Here is a 15,683-nt window from a genome sequence, read left to right as displayed (position 1 = left end):
CAGGTCGGATGCCGTCAGGCCGACCTGCATCCGCGCATCCGGCGTGCATCCCGGCCCCGATGACCCGGCTCAGCGGAACGACGCCGCCACGGAATTGCGGTGGTAGTCGAACACGATGCTCGTGCGGGTCGAGGCGACGCTCGACTGCGCCGAGAGATGTTCCAGCACGAACTCCCGCATCTCGGAGGAGTCCGCGACGGCGATGTGCAGCAGGAAGTCGTCGTCGCCGCCGAGGAAGAACACCTGGATGACCTGCGGCAGCACGCGCACCCGGTCGGCGAACTCGACGATGCTCTCACGTCGACCGCTCGGACGCAGCGTGACGCCGATGACGGCCTGGAGGCCGGCGCCCAGCATCCGCTCGTCGACGCTCGCGTGGAATCCGCTGATCACGCCGCGGTCGACGAGCGCGCGCAGCCGGGTGTGGGCCGTCGACGGGGCGACGCCCAGGTGCGCGGCCAGCTCGGCGTTCGTCATGCGACCGTCTGCGCTGAGCAGCTGCACGATCCTGGCATCCGTCGCATCGAGCGCAGGCGCCCGAAGAGTGTTCGTCTGCGCGGGTTCGGGGGTGGCATCCATGCGAATGATTATTCAGGATGCCGTGCATCACCGAATCTTCTTCACCGATTCTGTTGCCAATCCGATGTTTCTGCGATTCTGGGTGCACCGCACCGCCCCGCGTCACCAGGAGGATCGATGAAGATCGGCGTGCCCACCGAGGTCAAGAACAACGAGAACCGCACGGCGCTCACCCCCGCGGGTGCTGACCGCCTCGTGCACGAGGGCCACCGCGTCCTCGTGCAGTCGGGTGCCGGCGTCGGCTCAGGCATCTCCGACGACGCCTATCGCGCCGCGGGAGCCGAGATCGTCGAGACGGCGGAGGAGACCTGGGGCGAAGCGGAGCTGCTCATCAAGGTCAAGGAGCCGATCGCTCAGGAGTACGGCTTCCTGCGCGACGACCTGACGCTGTTCACGTATCTGCATCTCGCCGCCGATCGCGCGCTCACGAACGCCCTCGTCGACGCCGGCACGACGGCCGTCGCCTACGAGACGGTGCAGCTGCCGGACCGCAGCCTGCCCCTGCTCATTCCGATGAGCGAGATCGCCGGACGCCTGTCGGTCACGATGGGCTCGTACTCGCTCATGCGCTCGGCCGGCGGCCGCGGCGTGTTGATGGGCGGTATCGCCGGGGCGCCTCGTGCCAAGACCGTCGTGATCGGCGGCGGCGTCGCGGGCGAGCACGCTGCGGCCAACGCGCTCGGTCTCGGCTCGCAGGTCACGGTGATCGACATCTCGCTGCCCCGGCTGCGCGAGCTCGAGCACCGCTACGGCGGCGCGCTCGAGACCCGCGCGTCGAGCCGCTACGACATCGCCGAGGCGCTCACGACCGCTGATCTCGTGATCGGTTCGGTGCTGATTCCGGGAGCGGCGGCCCCCAAGCTCGTCACCGACGAGATGGTCGCGGCGATGAAGCCGGGCTCTGTGCTCGTCGACATCGCGATCGACCAGGGCGGATGCTTCGAGGGCTCGCACCCCACCACCCACGACGACCCGACGTTCGCCGTGCACGACTCGATCTACTACTGCGTCGCGAACATGCCAGGCGCCGTCCCCGAGACCGCGACCCGGTCGCTCACGAACGCCACGCTCCCCTACGTCTCGGCGATCGCCGGCAAGGGCTGGGAGCGGGCGGCGGCCGACGACCCGTCGCTGGCGAAGGGCCTGAACGTACAGGGCGGACGCATCACGCTGGATGCCGTCGCCCGGGCCCACGGCTTCGCGACGGTCTGACCGGCTCAGCACGAAAGAACGGACATTTTTGATGTCGACGCACCCCTCCTGCGCGACACCGACCCGGGTACGCTCGATACCGTGACCGAACGCGCACCTCTCTCCCGCAAGCTGTCCGCCATCGCAGAGTCGGCGACCCTCAAGGTCGACGCCAAGGCCAAGGCCCTCAAGGCCGAGGGCAAGGACGTCATCTCGTACGCCGCCGGCGAGCCGGACTTCGCGACCCCGCAGTTCATCGTGGATGCCGCGGCCGAGGCGCTCGCGGACCCGGCCAGCTACCGGTACACGCCGGCTCCCGGTCTGCCCGCGCTGCGCGAGGCGATCGCCGCCAAGACGCTTCGAGACTCGGGCCTTGAGGTCTCGCCCAGTCAGGTCATCGTCACCAACGGCGGCAAGCAGTCGGTGTACCAGGCCTTCCAGGCCGTCGTGAACCCGGGCGACGAGGTGCTGCTTCCCGCCCCGTACTGGACGACGTACCCCGAGGCGATCCGCCTCGCCGACGGCACCCCGGTCGAGGTCTTCGCCGGAGCCGACCAGGACTACAAGGTGACGGTCGAGCAGCTCGAGGCCGCGCGCACCGAGCGCACGACCGTGCTCGTGTTCGTCTCGCCCTCGAACCCGACCGGCTCGGTGTACACGGCCGAGGAGACCAGGGCCATCGGCGAGTGGGCCCTCGAGCACGGCATCTGGGTGGTCTCGGACGAGATCTACCAGAACCTCACGTACGAGGGCGCGACGGCCACCTCGATCGTCGCAGCCGTCCCCGAGGTCGCGAACCAGACGATCCTCGTCAACGGCGTCGCGAAGACCTACGCCATGACCGGATGGCGCGTGGGCTGGATGGTCGGACCCGCCGACGCCATCAAGATCGCCGGCAACCTGCAGTCGCACCTGTCGAGCAACGTGAACAACGTCGCCCAGAAGGCGGCCATCGCGGCGCTGAACGGACCGCAGACCGAGGCCGAGCAGATGCGCGAGGCCTTCGACCGCCGCCGCCGGCTGATCGTCTCGGAGCTGTCGAAGATCGACGGCCTCGTGGTGCCGAACCCCCTCGGTGCGTTCTATGTCTACCCCGACGTGCAGGGCCTGCTGGGCCGCACCTGGGGCGGCGTGACACCGACGACCTCGCTCGAGCTCGCCGACCTGATCCTGGAGCAGGCCGAGGTCGCTGTCGTTCCCGGCGAGGCGTTCGGCCCCTCCGGCTACATCCGCATGTCGTACGCACTCGGAGACGACCAGCTGCTCGAGGGCGTGCAGCGCCTGCAGCGCCTGTTCGCCTCCTGAGACCCGAGACGGAACGCGCTGTCCCGCCGGCGCTCACTCCTCCTGGAAGCCGATGAGCCAGCGGATGCCGTAGCGGTCCACGAGCGTGCCGTCGTAGTCGCCCCACGGGCGCTTCTGCAGCGCGTCGATCACGCGTCCTCCCGCCGACAGCTGATCGAACCAGCTCGTGAGCGTCGTGGCATCCGCCGTGCCGAGCAGCGACAGGAACATGCCGCTCATCTGCACCGCGTCGTCGTCGGCGCCGGCATCCGCGCCGGCGAGCTCCACCGGGCCCGTGAGCTGGCCGTGCGCGATCGCATCGGCCGGACCGTCGTGCCGGCCGGCATCCGCGTACGTCATGGTGTGGAGCTCACCGCCGAACACCCCGCGGTACAGCTCCAGCGCCTCTGCGGCGTTACCGGGGAACAGCAGGTACGGGATGAGTCCGGTCATGCGGCGAGTGTACGGCGAACCTCCGGCGGGGCCTACAGCTCCACGCCGAGCAGCACCGGCTCCGGCTGCAGCACGAGGCCGAACTCGGCGTGCACGCGACTCTGGATGAATCGAGCGAGCTCCGACACCTCGGCGGCCGTCGCACCGCCGCGGTTCGTGAGCGCGAGGGCGTGCTTGGTCGAGACCGACGCCCGCGACCTCGGGAGCGCGAATCCCTTGCGGATCCCGGCCTGCTCGATGAGCCAGGCGGCGCTGACCTTGACGTCCGGCACCTCGGTCTTCGCCGCGGGCACGAGGCCCTCGTACGAGTGCAGCGGGATCACGGTCACGGCGTCGAGATCGGGCGCCACCGGCCAACGAGGGCACTCCGGCGGGAGCGAGCGGGCGACGGATTCGGGCACGATCGCGTTCTGGAAGAACGAGCCGACGCCGTGCGTGTCGGGGTCGTCCGCATCCCACAGCATCCCCTTCGAGGCGCGCGTGGAGAGGATGCGGTCGCGGACCCACGCGAGAGGCACGGGCTCGTCCGAGGTCAGTCCGAGCGCACGCCGCAGCTGCTCGCCGCGCACGACCCGCTCGCCGGCGACGAGGAGGTCGACCGTCACGGAGAGGATGACGGCGCGGCGCTCCGGCTCGCTGCCGTAGTGATGCTTGAAGACCGATGTGCGGAAGCCGAGACCGAGATCGGCAGCCGCCACGGTCGACACCTCGCCGGTGGATTCGTCGATGAGGTCGACCTCGACCAGGGTCTCCTGGATCTCCTGCCCGTAGGCGCCGATGTTCTGCACGGGCGCCGCGCCCACGGTGCCGGGGATGCCGCTCATCGCCTCGAGTCCGGCATACCCGCGCTCGACTGCGTACGCGACGAGATCGTCCCAGCCGTGACCGGCTTCGACACGCAGACGGATGCGTCCGGGGTGCGGCGACGGCAGCTCCTCGATGCCGCGCGTCAGGACGCGGACGACGGTGCCTTCGAAGGCCGCGTCCCCGACGAAGAGGTTCGACCCTCCGCCGAGCACGAGCAGGTCTTCGCCGCGCGACCACACCTCCCTGAGCGCGCCGATCAGCTCGTCGCGGGTGGTGGCTTCGAGCATCCGCTCCGGCGCGCCGCCGGTTTCCAGTGTCGTCAGCGCCGAGAGCCGCAACGGCTCCACCTCGCGCACCACCGCCTCCCCCATCACGCGGCGACGCGCAGCTGAGCCTTGACGAGCACCGTCGTCTCGCCGAAGGTCACCTTGAGGTCGATGCGCGTGGCGTTCTCGTCGACGGCTCCCACCGTCGCGAGCACGTGCAGGTCGGCGCCGTTCTCGGGGTCGACGACGACGGGCTTGGTGAACCGCACTCCGTAGTCGAGGACGCGTGCGGTCGGCTCGAGCGCCGCGATCACCACCGACGAGGCGATGCCCATGGTGAGCATGCCGTGCGCCAGCACACCGGGCAGTCCGACGGCCGCTGCGACGTCGTCGCGGTAGTGGATGGGGTTGAAGTCGCCCGACGCCCCCGCGTAGCGCACGAGGGACTCGCGCGTGAGGTGGACGGTGCGCTCGGCGATGACGTCTCCGACGGCGTACGACATCACTGTGCTCCCTCTTCCGCACCGACGAGCAGAACGCTCGTGGCGGTCACGACGTGCTCGCCCTCGGCATCCGCGATCTCGGCCTCGCTGGTGATCATGGCGTTGCCGCCCATCATGCGGATGCCGGTGACGCGCAGCTGCGCGGTGAGCTCGTCGCCCGCGACGATCGGCCGCGTGTAGGCGAAACGCTGCTCGGCATGGATCGTCCGAGCGAGCTCGATGCCCGAGTCGGGCTCGCCCAGCAGTTGCTGCAGCGTGAGGTCCTGGATGACCATCGCGAACGTCGGGGGCGCGACCACGTCGGAGAAACCGGCCGCACGAGCCGCGTCGACGTCGGTGTGCTGCGGGGCGTCGGCGAAGACCGCGCGAGCGAACTCGCGAACCTTCTCACGACCGACGAGGTAGGGGGCGGTCGGCGGGAACTCCCGACCGATCAGTTCTTGGTTCACTGCCACCCCTCGATCCTACGTTCTCGGGGATCCGGGCGAGACCGGGGCGACCGGGGGAAACCGGGCGATCAGGCCTTCCGCCGGCCTTTGATCGCCTTCATCGCCATCTGCACGGCGATCACGACGAGGTATGCCGCGAACAGCATGTTGCCGAGCATGGGATCGATGAGCGTCGCGAGCCACGCGCCGAGCGCCGTCGTCGCGCAGGCCGAGACGCCGACGATCGCGGCGGCGAGCAGGTCGACGTTGTGATTGCGGAGGTTGCCGATCGTGCCCGAGATCGCGGTGGGGATCATCATCAGCAGCGAGGTTCCCTTCGCGACGAGGTCGCTCGTGCCGAAGGCGAGCATGAGGATCGGGACGACGATGACACCGCCGCCGACGCCGATGAGCCCGGCGAGGATGCCGGTGGCGACCCCCACGACGACGAGCGCGATGCCGCTCAGCACGGTCAGGTCGAAGGCGGCGTCGCGCGACGGGATCACGAGGAAGAGGCTGATGATCACGATCACCAGGAAGCCGACGAAGAACCACCGCAGCACGGTCTGCGAGATCCTCGGGAGCAGCCGGGTGCCGATCTGCGCGCCGACGACCGACCCCGCCGCGAGGATGAGCGCGGGGATCCATGCGACGGAGCCGTGCAGGGCGTACGACACGACGCCGACCGTGGCGGTGGGCACGATCGCGGCCAGAGACGTGCCGGCCCCGAGCCGCTGGTTGAAGTGCAGGAACAGCACGAGGAGCGGGACGATCACCGTGCCCCCGCCGACCCCGAACAGCCCGGAGAGCAGGCCGGCGGTCAGGCCGATGACGACGAAGGAGACGACGGCGCGGGGCCCTCGGTTCAGGGTCTGCGCTTCACTCACCGGAACAGCCTACTCTCGCGGCATCCTCGTCGAGATCACCCTGGGACCGAGTGCCCTTTCATGCGACACTGGATCGCACCGGACGAGGCCGTCCGAGTCGGATCGAAGGAGATCTCATGGTGCGCAGTTCTTTTCCCGACGTCGAGATCCCCGCGACGTCCATCCACGACTTCCTGTTCGGCGACCTCGACGAGGACCGACTCGACGCCGTCGCGCTCGTCGACGGCACGAACGGGGCGACGACGACATACCGGCAGCTCATCGGACAGATCGACCTGTTCGCGGGCGCACTGGCCCATCGCGGCGTCGAGGTCGGCACGGTGATCGGCGTGCTGTGCCCGAACGTGCCCGCGTTCGCGACGGTGTTCCACGGCATCCTGCGCGCAGGCGCCACGGCGACGACGATCAACTCGCTCTACACGCCCGAAGAGATCGCGAACCAGCTGACGGATGCCGGAGCCACCTGGCTCGTGACCGTCTCGCCTCTGCTCCCCGGCGCCTGGGCCGCGGCCCAGCGCGTCGGCATCGACGCCGAACACGTGATCGTGCTCGACGGCGCCGACGGGCACCCGTCGCTTCCCGCTCTGCTCGGAGAGGGGCGGAGCGCGCCCGAGGTGTCGTTCGACCCGGCGACGCACCTCGCTGTGCTGCCGTACTCCTCCGGCACCACGGGGCGGCCGAAGGGCGTGATGCTCACCCACCGCAACCTCGTCGCGAACGTCAGCCAGTGCCGCTCGACGATCTCGCTCGCCGACGACGACCGCGTGCTCGCCGTGCTCCCGTTCTTCCACATCTACGGCATGACCGTGCTGCTGAACTTCGCGCTGCGGCAGCGGGCGGCGCTCGTGACCATGCCGAAGTTCGACCTCGCGGACTTCCTCCGGGTCGTGCAGGAGCATCGGACGAGCTGGGTGTTCATCGCTCCTCCCATCGCCGTCGCCCTCGCGAAGCACCCGCTCGTCGACGAGTACGACATGTCGTCGGTGAAGGTGATCTTCTCGGGTGCAGCGCCGCTCGACGGCGCGCTCGCGACGGCCGTCGCCACTCGCCTCGACTGCATCGTGTGCCAGGGATACGGCATGACCGAGACGAGCCCGGTGACCCACGCGATCCCCTACGACCGCCCCGAGATCGACCGCTCCTCGGTCGGGCTGCTGCTCGCGAACACGGAGGCACGTCTGCTCGCCGACGACGGCGGCGACGTGCAGATCCCGGATTCCGGCGCGAGCGAGCCCGGCGAGATCCTCATCCGCGGTCCCCAGGTCATGGCGGGGTATCTGAACCGTCCGGATGCGACGGCCGAGATGCTGGATGCCGACGGCTGGCTGCACACGGGCGACGTCGCCACGGTCACGGCCGATGGCGTGTTCCGCATCGTCGACCGACTCAAGGAGCTCATCAAGTACAAGGGCTATCAGGTGGCCCCGGCTGTGCTGGAAGCGGTGCTGCTGGAGCATCCGTCCATCGCCGACGCCGCCGTGATCGGCGCCCCCGATGATGAGGGGCAGGAGGTTCCGAAGGCCTTCGTCGTCCGGCAGCAGGGTGTCGACCTCGACGCGGATGCCGTGATCGCCCATGTCGCGGCCCACGTGGCGCCGCACGAGAAGGTGCGTCAGGTGGAGTTCATCGACGCGATCCCGAAGTCGGCGTCGGGCAAGATCCTCCGGAAAGACCTTCGCGCCCGCCCCTGACCCCGCTCCGGGCCCGATCTGCGGACGTGGTCCCGATCCGCGGATCGAACCCGTCGATGCGTCCGCAGATCGGGATGCCGTCCGCGAATCGGGACACGACAGCGTCCACGATACGACGAAGCCCGCCACCCAGGACGGATGGCGGGCTTCGTGTGAGGCGAGAGGTTACTTGTTCTCGACAGCGTCCTCGGCGGCGGCCTCAGCGGCCTCGCCCTCGGCCTGCGACTCGGCGCCGGCGTCGGCAGCGGTCTCCTCGGCCGGAGCCTCCTCGGTGGTCTCCTCGACGGGAGCCTCCTCGGCGGGCTTCTCCTCGGCGGCGGGCGCGGCGGCAGCCGGAGCAGCCTTCTTGGTCGACTTCGCCTTCGGGGTGACGGGCTCGAGGACGAGCTCGATCACGGCCATCGGAGCGTTGTCGCCCTTGCGGTTGCCGACCTTGGTGATGCGCGTGTATCCGCCCTCGCGGTCCGCGACGAGCGGAGCGATCTCGGCGAACAGCGTGTGCACGACGTCCTTGTCACCGATGACCGAGAGGACACGACGACGAGCGTGCAGGTCTCCGCGCTTGGCGAAGGTGATCAGGCGCTCGGCGAGCGGGCGCAGACGCTTGGCCTTGGTCTCGGTCGTCTTGATCGACTTGTGGGTGAACAGGGCCGCCGCGAGGTTGGCAAGCAGCAGGCGCTCGTGGGCGGGGCCGCCTCCGAGGCGGGGACCCTTGGTGGGCTTGGGCATAATCGTCTAACTCCTGGTCAGGAAGGGTCGGGTATCAGAAGGACTCGTCTTCGCTGCCGCCGTAGAAGTGGGCGCCGTCGAAACCGGGCACCGAATCCTTGAGCGACAGACCGAGCGAGATGAGCTTGTCGCGCACCTCGTCGACCGACTTCTGGCCGAAATTGCGGATGTTCATGAGCTGCGTCTCCGAGAGGGCGACGAGCTCCGAAACGGTGTTGATGCCTTCGCGCTTCAGGCAGTTGTACGAGCGCACGGACAGGTCGAGGTCCTCGATCGGCATCGACAGCTCGCTGGAGTTCACAGCCTCCACGGGCGCCGGGCCGATCTCGATGCCCTCGGCCTCGACGTTCAGCTCGCGGGCGAGACCGAACAGCTCGGTGAGCGTCTTGGCAGCCGAGGCGACGGCGTCGCGGGGGCTGATCGAGTTCTTCGTCTCGACGTCCAGGATGAGCTTGTCGAAGTCGGTGCGCTCACCGGCACGGGTGGCGTCGACGCGGTAGCTGACCTTGAGGACCGGCGAGTAGATCGAGTCGATCGGGATCTGACCGGCCTCGGCGTACTCGTTGCGGTTCTGCGTCGCCGAGACGTAGCCGCGGCCGCGCTCGATCGTGAGCTCCAGCTCGAACTTCGCCGTGTCGTTCAGCGTGGCGATGACGAGCTCGGGGTTGTGCACCTCGACACCGGCCGGAGCCGAGATGTCGGCGGCGGTCACTTCACCGGCACCGGTCTTGCGCAGGTACGCGGTGATGGGCTCGTCGCGCTCGCTCGAGACGACGAGCTGCTTGATGTTGAGGATGATCTCGGTGACATCCTCCTTCACGCCGGGGATGGTGCTGAACTCGTGCAGCACGCCGTCGATGCGAACGCTCGTGACGGCAGCGCCGGGGATCGACGACAGCAGGCTGCGACGGAGCGCGTTGCCGATCGTGTATCCGAAGCCGGGCTCCAGAGGCTCGATGATGAACCGGCTCCGGTTCTCGACGATCTTTTCCTCGGTGAGTGTGGGACGCTGTGCAATAAGCACTCTGTGTTCCTTTCGATCACATGCCCGCTATATGACATGTGGTGGGTGAGGTCTTGAGTTGTGACGTTACCTGTGGCCCGCGGAGCGGGGCGCGATGCCCGCTGACGGGCGTTGAGCCGCCCGCCTCGAGGGCAGACGGCTCAACGAGCCGGGTCAGACGCGGCGACGCTTCGGCGGGCGGCAGCCGTTGTGCGCCTGCGGGGTGACGTCCGAGATCGAGCCGACCTCGAGGCCTGCGGCCTGGAGCGAGCGGATCGCGGTCTCGCGGCCGGAGCCCGGACCCTTCACGAGGACGTCGACCTTCTTGACGCCGTGCTCCGCGGCCTGACGGGCGGCGGACTCGGCAGCCATACCGGCGGCGTACGGGGTCGACTTGCGCGAGCCCTTGAAGCCCACGCCACCCGACGATGCCCAGGCGATGACGGCGCCGGACGGGTCGGTGATCGAAACGATGGTGTTGTTGAACGTCGACTTGATGTGGGCCTGGCCCAGCGCGATGTTCTTCTTCTCCTTGCGGCGCGGCTTGCGCGCGGCGGCCTTGGGTGCAGCCATGAAAGTGTTCTCCTAGTCCCTGGGGCCGCGCTTAGCGGGCCTTCTTCTTGCCGGCGACGGTGCGCTTCGGGCCCTTGCGGGTACGGGCGTTGGTCTTGGTGCGCTGACCACGGACCGGGAGGCCACGACGGTGGCGGATGCCCTCGTAGGAGCCGATCTCGACCTTGCGGCGGATGTCTGCGGCGACCTCGCGGCGCAGGTCACCCTCCACCTTGTAGTTGCCTTCGATGTAGTCGCGGAGTGCGACGAGCTGGTCGTCCGAGAGGTCCTTCACGCGGATCGACTCGTCGATCTCGGTGGCCTTGAGGATCTCGACCGAACGGGTACGGCCGACGCCGTAGATGTAGGTAAGGGCGATCACCACGCGCTTGTCGCGCGGGATGTCAACGCCGGCAAGACGTGCCATGCGGTTCTCCTGAGTGTGGTGGAGGTGTGGAGCAGGATCGGTGCCCGGGCCTCCGCCCCGAGGTGTCCCCCACCGGAGTGGGATCTGATCCTGCCAGTATCTTTCGGCCGTTGAGCGAGCGGAGCGAGACGAACCGCCTCGACGCTCGCGCGACCTGTATTGAGTTGTGAGTCAGATCTGTGTGATCAGCCCTGGCGCTGCTTGTGGCGCGGGTTGCTCTTGCAGATCACCATGACGCGGCCGTGACGGCGGATCACCTTGCAGTGATCGCAGATGGGCTTGACGCTGGGGTTGACCTTCATGATGATTCCTGTTCGCTGTCTTCACCGGGCAGGCACGGATGCCTGGGGTGTTACTTCTCGACCGATCAGCGGTAGCGGTAGACGATGCGGCCTCGGGTCAGGTCGTAGGGGCTGAGCTCCACGACCACACGGTCCTCGGGGATGATGCGGATGTAGTTCTGCCGCATCTTTCCGGAGATCGTCGCCAGGACCTTGTGTCCGTTGGTGAGCTCGACGCGGAACATCGCGTTGGGCAGAGCCTCGGAGATCACGCCCTCGATCTCGATGACACCGTCTTTCTTAGCCATAGCCTCGCTTGCGCTTCTGCAGACCGGTCGATCTGCGTTGTGAGTGGGATTGCGGCGTCTCGCCGACTCGGACACGCCGAATCAAGGCGCAAGGCACCAAAGATCTATGTTAGACGACGAAGGGAGTTCCGGCAACCTGAGCAGGATGCCGGAACTCCCCTGTACGCAACGCTGGGACGGTCTGCGGATCAGACGACCGCCTGTGCGTCAGTCACCCAAGACACGCCGCATGCGTCGAAGTTGAAGCTCAGGCCGGTCGGGCCTCCCAAGGACTTGTAATGCCACTGTTTCGACGGCCAGCACTGCCACATGACCGTGAACTTTTTGTTGTAGCAGGTCCCCATGATGCGCCCGTAGCTCCAGTTAAAAGTGGAGCAGGACGCGGGTCCCGCGGCCTGAGCCGGAGATGCAGCCCCGATCGGGATGATCAACCCGACTACGAGAGCGGCGACAGCTCCGGCCACCGACAACCTCCTGGCGCCTCTGCGAGTCCTCTGCCCATGGCCACTCGAGCGCGAACTGGTTTCAATCGTCATGTCAATTCCTCCGGTCGTTTCGAATCGACTGATTCGAAACGACCGTATCCCAGGGAATCGAGACGAAAAGCGTTATCCCAGGATCTTGCTGAACTCTGTCTGAATGTCTGCGTTGTCAATGCGGTCGCCGTTGATGGCGACCGTGGGAGTACCGAAGCGCCCTGTAGCCGGATCGACAGGAGTTTCGTCCGTGCGCGCCGCGACGAAGCGGGAGTAGGTGCCGTCCGTGATGCATTCGGCCGCGGCGTCCGCGCCCGCCTGAGTTGCGAGGTCGATCAGCTGGTCGTCGGTCAGGCCCGTCGTGTTCTCCTCAGGCTGATTGGCGAAGAGAAGGTTGAAGTAATCGAGAGCAGAATCCGGAGCTTCGGTGGCCACGCAGTACATCGAGTTCGCCGCCCTAGTCGAGAACTCTGTGCCTTGCGACGCGCGGTCCAGGATCGAGATGGGGTGGATGTTCAGAGTGATCTCGTCGTTGGCTGCGGCGGTCTGCAGCTGCTCGCCGTAAGCATCCTCGAACTGACCGCAGATAGGGCACATGAAGTCGACGTAGGTGTCGATCTCGTCCTCGCCCGACCCGAACGAGATGGCACCGGTCTCCTGATTGACGATGTCGCTGGACGGCGCGGTTCCGGGATCAGTCGCCTGGTTGTTCAGGAGGACGACGACGAACGCGAGGACGGCCAGCACGACCACCACGGCCGCCGAGACGCCGATCACGAACCAGTTGGTGTTGCTGCTCTTCGCGGCCGCCATGGGGTTTCCGTTTCTGTCGAGGTCCGCTCGCGGCGGATCCGGCGTGAAGTCTGCGGATGCATGCGCACCCATACACACCTATTGTGCCCGCAGAAACCTATGCGCCGGTTGTGACGGCGGCGGCCGATACGACGTCGTTACGCGATCGGTGCGGGGGTCACGCCGAAGGGCGCGAGCCCGGCCGCTCCCCCGTCGGACGCGGTGAGCACCCAGATGCCGTCCGCGTGCAGGGCGACACTGTGCTCCCAGTGCGAGCCGTCGGAGCCGTCGGTCGTGGAGACGGTCCAGTCGTCGTCCTCGACGAAGGTCTCCTCTCCCCCGGCGGTCACCATGGGCTCGATCGCGAGCACGAGCCCCGGCTTGACTTCCGCTCCGGGGTCGGGGGTGCGGTAGTTGAACACGCTCGGCGCCTCGTGCATCTTGCGACCGATGCCATGGCCGACGTACTCGCGCAGGATGCCGTAGGTGCGGCCGGAGACGGGCGAGACGCCCTGCTCCTCGATGTACCCCTGGATCGCCGCGCCGATGTCGCCGAGGTGACGCGCCGTGGCCATCGCCGCGATACCTGCCCACATCGACCCCTCGGTCACGCGCGAGAGCTCCGCGCGCCGGGCGACGAGCTCAGGCCGTTCGGCGTCGGGCACCACGACCGTGATCGCGCTGTCGCCGTTCCACCCCTGGTACTGCGCCCCGCAGTCGATCGAGACGATGTCGCCGGCCTCGAGGACGCGCTCGCCCGGGATGCCATGCACGACCTCCTCGTTCACCGAGATGCAGGTCGTGTGACGGTAGCCGCGCACGAGCTGGAAGTTCGACTCGGCGCCGCGTTCGAGGATCACGCGGTTCGCCTCGGCATCCAGCTCGAGCGTCGTGACTCCCGGACGGATCAGTGGACGTACGGCATCCAGCGCCGCTGCCGTGATGAGACCCGGCTCCACCATCGAGCGGAGCTGAGCGGGGGTCTTGTAGATCGACCGGCGGAACATCGGAAGGCGATCAGGCGGCGAGGCGGAGGCCGCGCGCAGCCAGCGCCGCGAACACGCGCTCGGTGATCTCGTCGAGCGAGCCGACGCCGTCGATCCGGTCGACGATGCCGCGCTCCCCGTAGACCTCGAGGATCGGCGCGGTCTCGTGCTCGTAGATGTCGAGTCGGTGCGCGATCGCGGCATCCGTATCGTCGGAGCGTCCCTGCTCCGCTGCGCGGAGCTTGAGACGGGAGATGCTCTCGTCACGCGGCACGTCCAGCAGGATGACGGCATCCAGAGACTCGCCACGCTCGCCGAGGAACTCCTCGAGGTGCGCGACCTGCGCCGTGTTCCGCGGATACCCGTCGAGCAGGAACCCGTTCGCCGCGTCGTCCTGCGACAGTCGGTCGCGCACGATCTCGCTCGTGAGCTCGTCCGGGACGAGGTCGCCCTTGTCGAGGATCTCGGTGACCTGCTGGCCGAGGGGCGTGCCCTCCTTGATGTTCGCGCGGAACATGTCACCGGTCGAGACCACGGGGATGCCGTAGGACTCCGCGATGCGGACGCCCTGCGTGCCCTTGCCCGAGCCCTGCGGACCGACGATGAGAAGACGAGCGGATGCTGTCATCGGAGGAGCCCTTCGTAGTGACGCTGCTGCAGCTGCGCATCGATCTGCTTGACCGTCTCGAGACCCACACCGACGATGATGAGGATCGAGGCGCCGCCGAACGGGAAGTTCTGGTTGGCGCCGACGGTGGCCAGGGCGATGAGCGGGATGAGCGCGATCAGACCGAGGTAGATCGAGCCGGGCAGCGTGATGCGCGTGAGCACGTAGTCGAGGTACTCGGCGGTCGGACGACCGGCGCGGATGCCGGGGATGAAACCGCCGTACTTCTTCATGTTGTCGGCGACCTCGACCGGGTTGAACGTGATCGCGACGTAGAAGTAGGTGAACCCGATGATCAGCAGGAAGTACGCCGCCATGTAGATCGGGTGGTTGCCCGTGGTGAAGTACGTGCTGATCCAGGTGACCCAAGCGGCCGGCTCGGAGCCGTCCTGCGGGGTGTTGAACTGCGCGATGAGCGCGGGGATGTAGAGCAGCGACGAGGCGAAGATCACGGGGATCACGCCCGCCATGTTCACCTTGATGGGGATGTAGGTGTTCGTGCCGCCGAACGTGCGGCGACCGACCATGCGCTTCGCGTACTGCACCGGGATGCGCCGCTGCGACTGCTCGACGAACACCACGAGGCCCATCACGATGATGCCGACGAGGAGCACGAGCAGGAAGACCTCGAAGCCGCGGCTCTCCCAGATCAGCCACATGGCGCCGGGGAAGGTGGCGGCGATGGAGGTGAAGATCAGCAGCGACATGCCGTTGCCGATGCCGCGCTCGGTGACGAGCTCGGCGAACCACATGATGAGGCCGGTGCCGGCGGTCATCGCCATGATGATGAGCAGCTGCGCCCACCACACGTCGTTCGTCAGGAGGTTCTGGCACGCGGCCACGTCGGTCGTGCCGAACAGCTGGCCACTGCGGGCCACCGTCACGAGCGTCGTCGACTGCAGCAGCGCCAGGGCGATCGTGAGGTAGCGCGTGTACTGGGTCAGCTTGGACTGGCCCGCCTGACCCTCCTTGTGAAGGGCCTCGAAGTGCGGGATGACCACGCGCAGGAGCTGGGTGATGATCGTCGCCGTGATGTACGGCATCACACCCAGGGCGAAGATGGAGAGCTGGAGGAGCGCCCCGCCGGAGAAGAGGTTGACCAGACCCAGCAGTCCCTCGGTGCCCGAGTTGAGAGCGAGGCACTCCTCGACGTTCGGGAAGTTCACGAACGGAGCGGGGACGTTGGAGCCGAGTCGGTAGATCGCGACGATGGCGAGAGTGAAACCGATCTTCCGACGCAGGTCGGGCGTGCGGAAGATCCGCGCGATGGCGCTAAACAAGGGACGTTCCTCCTGAAAAGGTTGCCGATCCCTGAGGGACGGCTGAAAGAACAGGCTAACCCATAAGAGGGGCCGGAGAATCTCCGACCCCTC

The 15,683-nt window shown here is 67.6% G+C and carries 19 protein-coding genes; 3 read left to right on the top strand and 16 right to left on the bottom strand.

The genetic code is table 11. The features are described 5' to 3' along the window. Window positions 1-69: 69 nt before the first annotated feature. Window positions 70-579, bottom strand: a complete 510-nt coding sequence (locus RAC81_RS09745; RefSeq protein WP_375082166.1) for an Lrp/AsnC family transcriptional regulator — start codon at window positions 577-579, stop codon at window positions 70-72. Window positions 580-696: 117 nt separating this feature from the next. On the opposite strand from RAC81_RS09745, the gene ald reads away from it, so the two are divergent. Both ald and RAC81_RS09735 read left to right on the top strand, forming a co-directional pair. Beyond that, entirely contained in the window at window positions 697-1,791 is a 1,095-nt protein-coding gene (gene ald / locus RAC81_RS09740) for an alanine dehydrogenase (RefSeq protein WP_375082165.1), read from the top strand. A gap of 81 nt (window positions 1,792-1,872) precedes the next feature. Next, the gene (locus RAC81_RS09735) at window positions 1,873-3,075 is read left to right on the top strand and encodes a pyridoxal phosphate-dependent aminotransferase (RefSeq protein WP_375082164.1); all 1,203 of its coding nucleotides are present in this window, start codon (window positions 1,873-1,875) and stop codon (window positions 3,073-3,075) included. Window positions 3,076-3,108: 33 nt separating this feature from the next. Here the strand turns inward: RAC81_RS09735 and RAC81_RS09730 are convergent, their stop codons facing one another. The 5 genes from RAC81_RS09730 to RAC81_RS09710 all read right to left on the bottom strand — a co-directional run bounded on the left by RAC81_RS09730 (window position 3,109) and on the right by RAC81_RS09710 (window position 6,398). After that, window positions 3,109-3,507, bottom strand: a complete 399-nt coding sequence (locus tag RAC81_RS09730) for a VOC family protein (RefSeq protein WP_375082163.1) — start codon at window positions 3,505-3,507, stop codon at window positions 3,109-3,111. A gap of 32 nt (window positions 3,508-3,539) precedes the next feature. Further along, window positions 3,540-4,670, bottom strand: a complete 1,131-nt coding sequence (locus RAC81_RS09725; protein ID WP_375082162.1) for a UDP-N-acetylmuramate dehydrogenase — start codon at window positions 4,668-4,670, stop codon at window positions 3,540-3,542. Between the two features lie 14 nt (window positions 4,671-4,684). After that, window positions 4,685-5,083: a MaoC/PaaZ C-terminal domain-containing protein gene (locus tag RAC81_RS09720; protein ID WP_375082161.1), complete on the bottom strand. Its 399-nt coding sequence runs from the start codon at window positions 5,081-5,083 to the stop codon at window positions 4,685-4,687. Next, window positions 5,083-5,538 (bottom strand): MaoC family dehydratase N-terminal domain-containing protein, encoded by a 456-nt coding sequence (locus tag RAC81_RS09715; RefSeq protein WP_375082160.1) that lies wholly within the window; start codon window positions 5,536-5,538, stop codon window positions 5,083-5,085. Before RAC81_RS09715 ends, RAC81_RS09720 begins: the two co-directional genes overlap by 1 nt. Before the next feature lie 62 nt (window positions 5,539-5,600). Beyond that, the gene (locus RAC81_RS09710) at window positions 5,601-6,398 is read right to left on the bottom strand and encodes a sulfite exporter TauE/SafE family protein (protein WP_375082159.1); all 798 of its coding nucleotides are present in this window, start codon (window positions 6,396-6,398) and stop codon (window positions 5,601-5,603) included. 116 nt (window positions 6,399-6,514) lie between these two features. Between RAC81_RS09710 and RAC81_RS09705 the strand changes: the two genes are divergently transcribed. Further along, window positions 6,515-8,089, top strand: coding sequence for an AMP-binding protein (locus RAC81_RS09705; protein ID WP_375082158.1), 1,575 nt, complete (start codon window positions 6,515-6,517; stop codon window positions 8,087-8,089). 165 nt (window positions 8,090-8,254) lie between these two features. Here RAC81_RS09705 and rplQ read toward each other — a convergent pair whose 3' ends face one another. The 10 genes from rplQ to secY form a co-directional block, all read right to left on the bottom strand. Then, window positions 8,255-8,818 (bottom strand): 50S ribosomal protein L17, encoded by a 564-nt coding sequence (gene rplQ / locus RAC81_RS09700; RefSeq protein WP_375082157.1) that lies wholly within the window; start codon window positions 8,816-8,818, stop codon window positions 8,255-8,257. Window positions 8,819-8,852: 34 nt separating this feature from the next. Then, entirely contained in the window at window positions 8,853-9,842 is a 990-nt protein-coding gene (locus RAC81_RS09695; RefSeq protein ID WP_251586876.1) for a DNA-directed RNA polymerase subunit alpha, read from the bottom strand. 153 nt (window positions 9,843-9,995) lie between these two features. Then, entirely contained in the window at window positions 9,996-10,394 is a 399-nt protein-coding gene (rpsK, locus tag RAC81_RS09690; protein ID WP_050722515.1) for a 30S ribosomal protein S11, read from the bottom strand. Window positions 10,395-10,425: 31 nt separating this feature from the next. Further along, entirely contained in the window at window positions 10,426-10,800 is a 375-nt protein-coding gene (rpsM, locus tag RAC81_RS09685) for a 30S ribosomal protein S13 (RefSeq protein WP_050722514.1), read from the bottom strand. Between the two features lie 185 nt (window positions 10,801-10,985). Then, entirely contained in the window at window positions 10,986-11,102 is a 117-nt protein-coding gene (gene rpmJ, locus RAC81_RS09680) for a 50S ribosomal protein L36 (RefSeq protein ID WP_005050492.1), read from the bottom strand. A gap of 65 nt (window positions 11,103-11,167) precedes the next feature. Then, the gene (infA, locus tag RAC81_RS09675) at window positions 11,168-11,389 is read right to left on the bottom strand and encodes a translation initiation factor IF-1 (protein ID WP_028496510.1); all 222 of its coding nucleotides are present in this window, start codon (window positions 11,387-11,389) and stop codon (window positions 11,168-11,170) included. A gap of 608 nt (window positions 11,390-11,997) precedes the next feature. Then, the gene (locus RAC81_RS09670; protein ID WP_375082156.1) at window positions 11,998-12,750 is read right to left on the bottom strand and encodes a DsbA family protein; all 753 of its coding nucleotides are present in this window, start codon (window positions 12,748-12,750) and stop codon (window positions 11,998-12,000) included. Window positions 12,751-12,815: 65 nt separating this feature from the next. Beyond that, window positions 12,816-13,664: a type I methionyl aminopeptidase gene (map, locus tag RAC81_RS09665; RefSeq protein WP_375082155.1), complete on the bottom strand. Its 849-nt coding sequence runs from the start codon at window positions 13,662-13,664 to the stop codon at window positions 12,816-12,818. Between the two features lie 10 nt (window positions 13,665-13,674). Beyond that, window positions 13,675-14,271, bottom strand: a complete 597-nt coding sequence (locus RAC81_RS09660) for an adenylate kinase (RefSeq protein WP_341933628.1) — start codon at window positions 14,269-14,271, stop codon at window positions 13,675-13,677. Continuing rightward, on the bottom strand, window positions 14,268-15,590 hold the full coding sequence (secY, locus tag RAC81_RS09655; RefSeq protein WP_096715102.1) for a preprotein translocase subunit SecY: 1,323 nt from the start codon (window positions 15,588-15,590) through the stop codon (window positions 14,268-14,270). Before secY ends, RAC81_RS09660 begins: the two co-directional genes overlap by 4 nt. Between the last annotated feature and the right edge of the window lie 93 nt (window positions 15,591-15,683).

This window comes from Microbacterium sp. CR_7, from assembly GCF_041954755.1.
Lineage (GTDB): Bacteria > Actinomycetota > Actinomycetes > Actinomycetales > Microbacteriaceae > Microbacterium.
The sequence above is the reverse complement of the archived record's forward strand: the minus strand, read 5'-3'. Positions and strand labels throughout refer to the sequence as shown.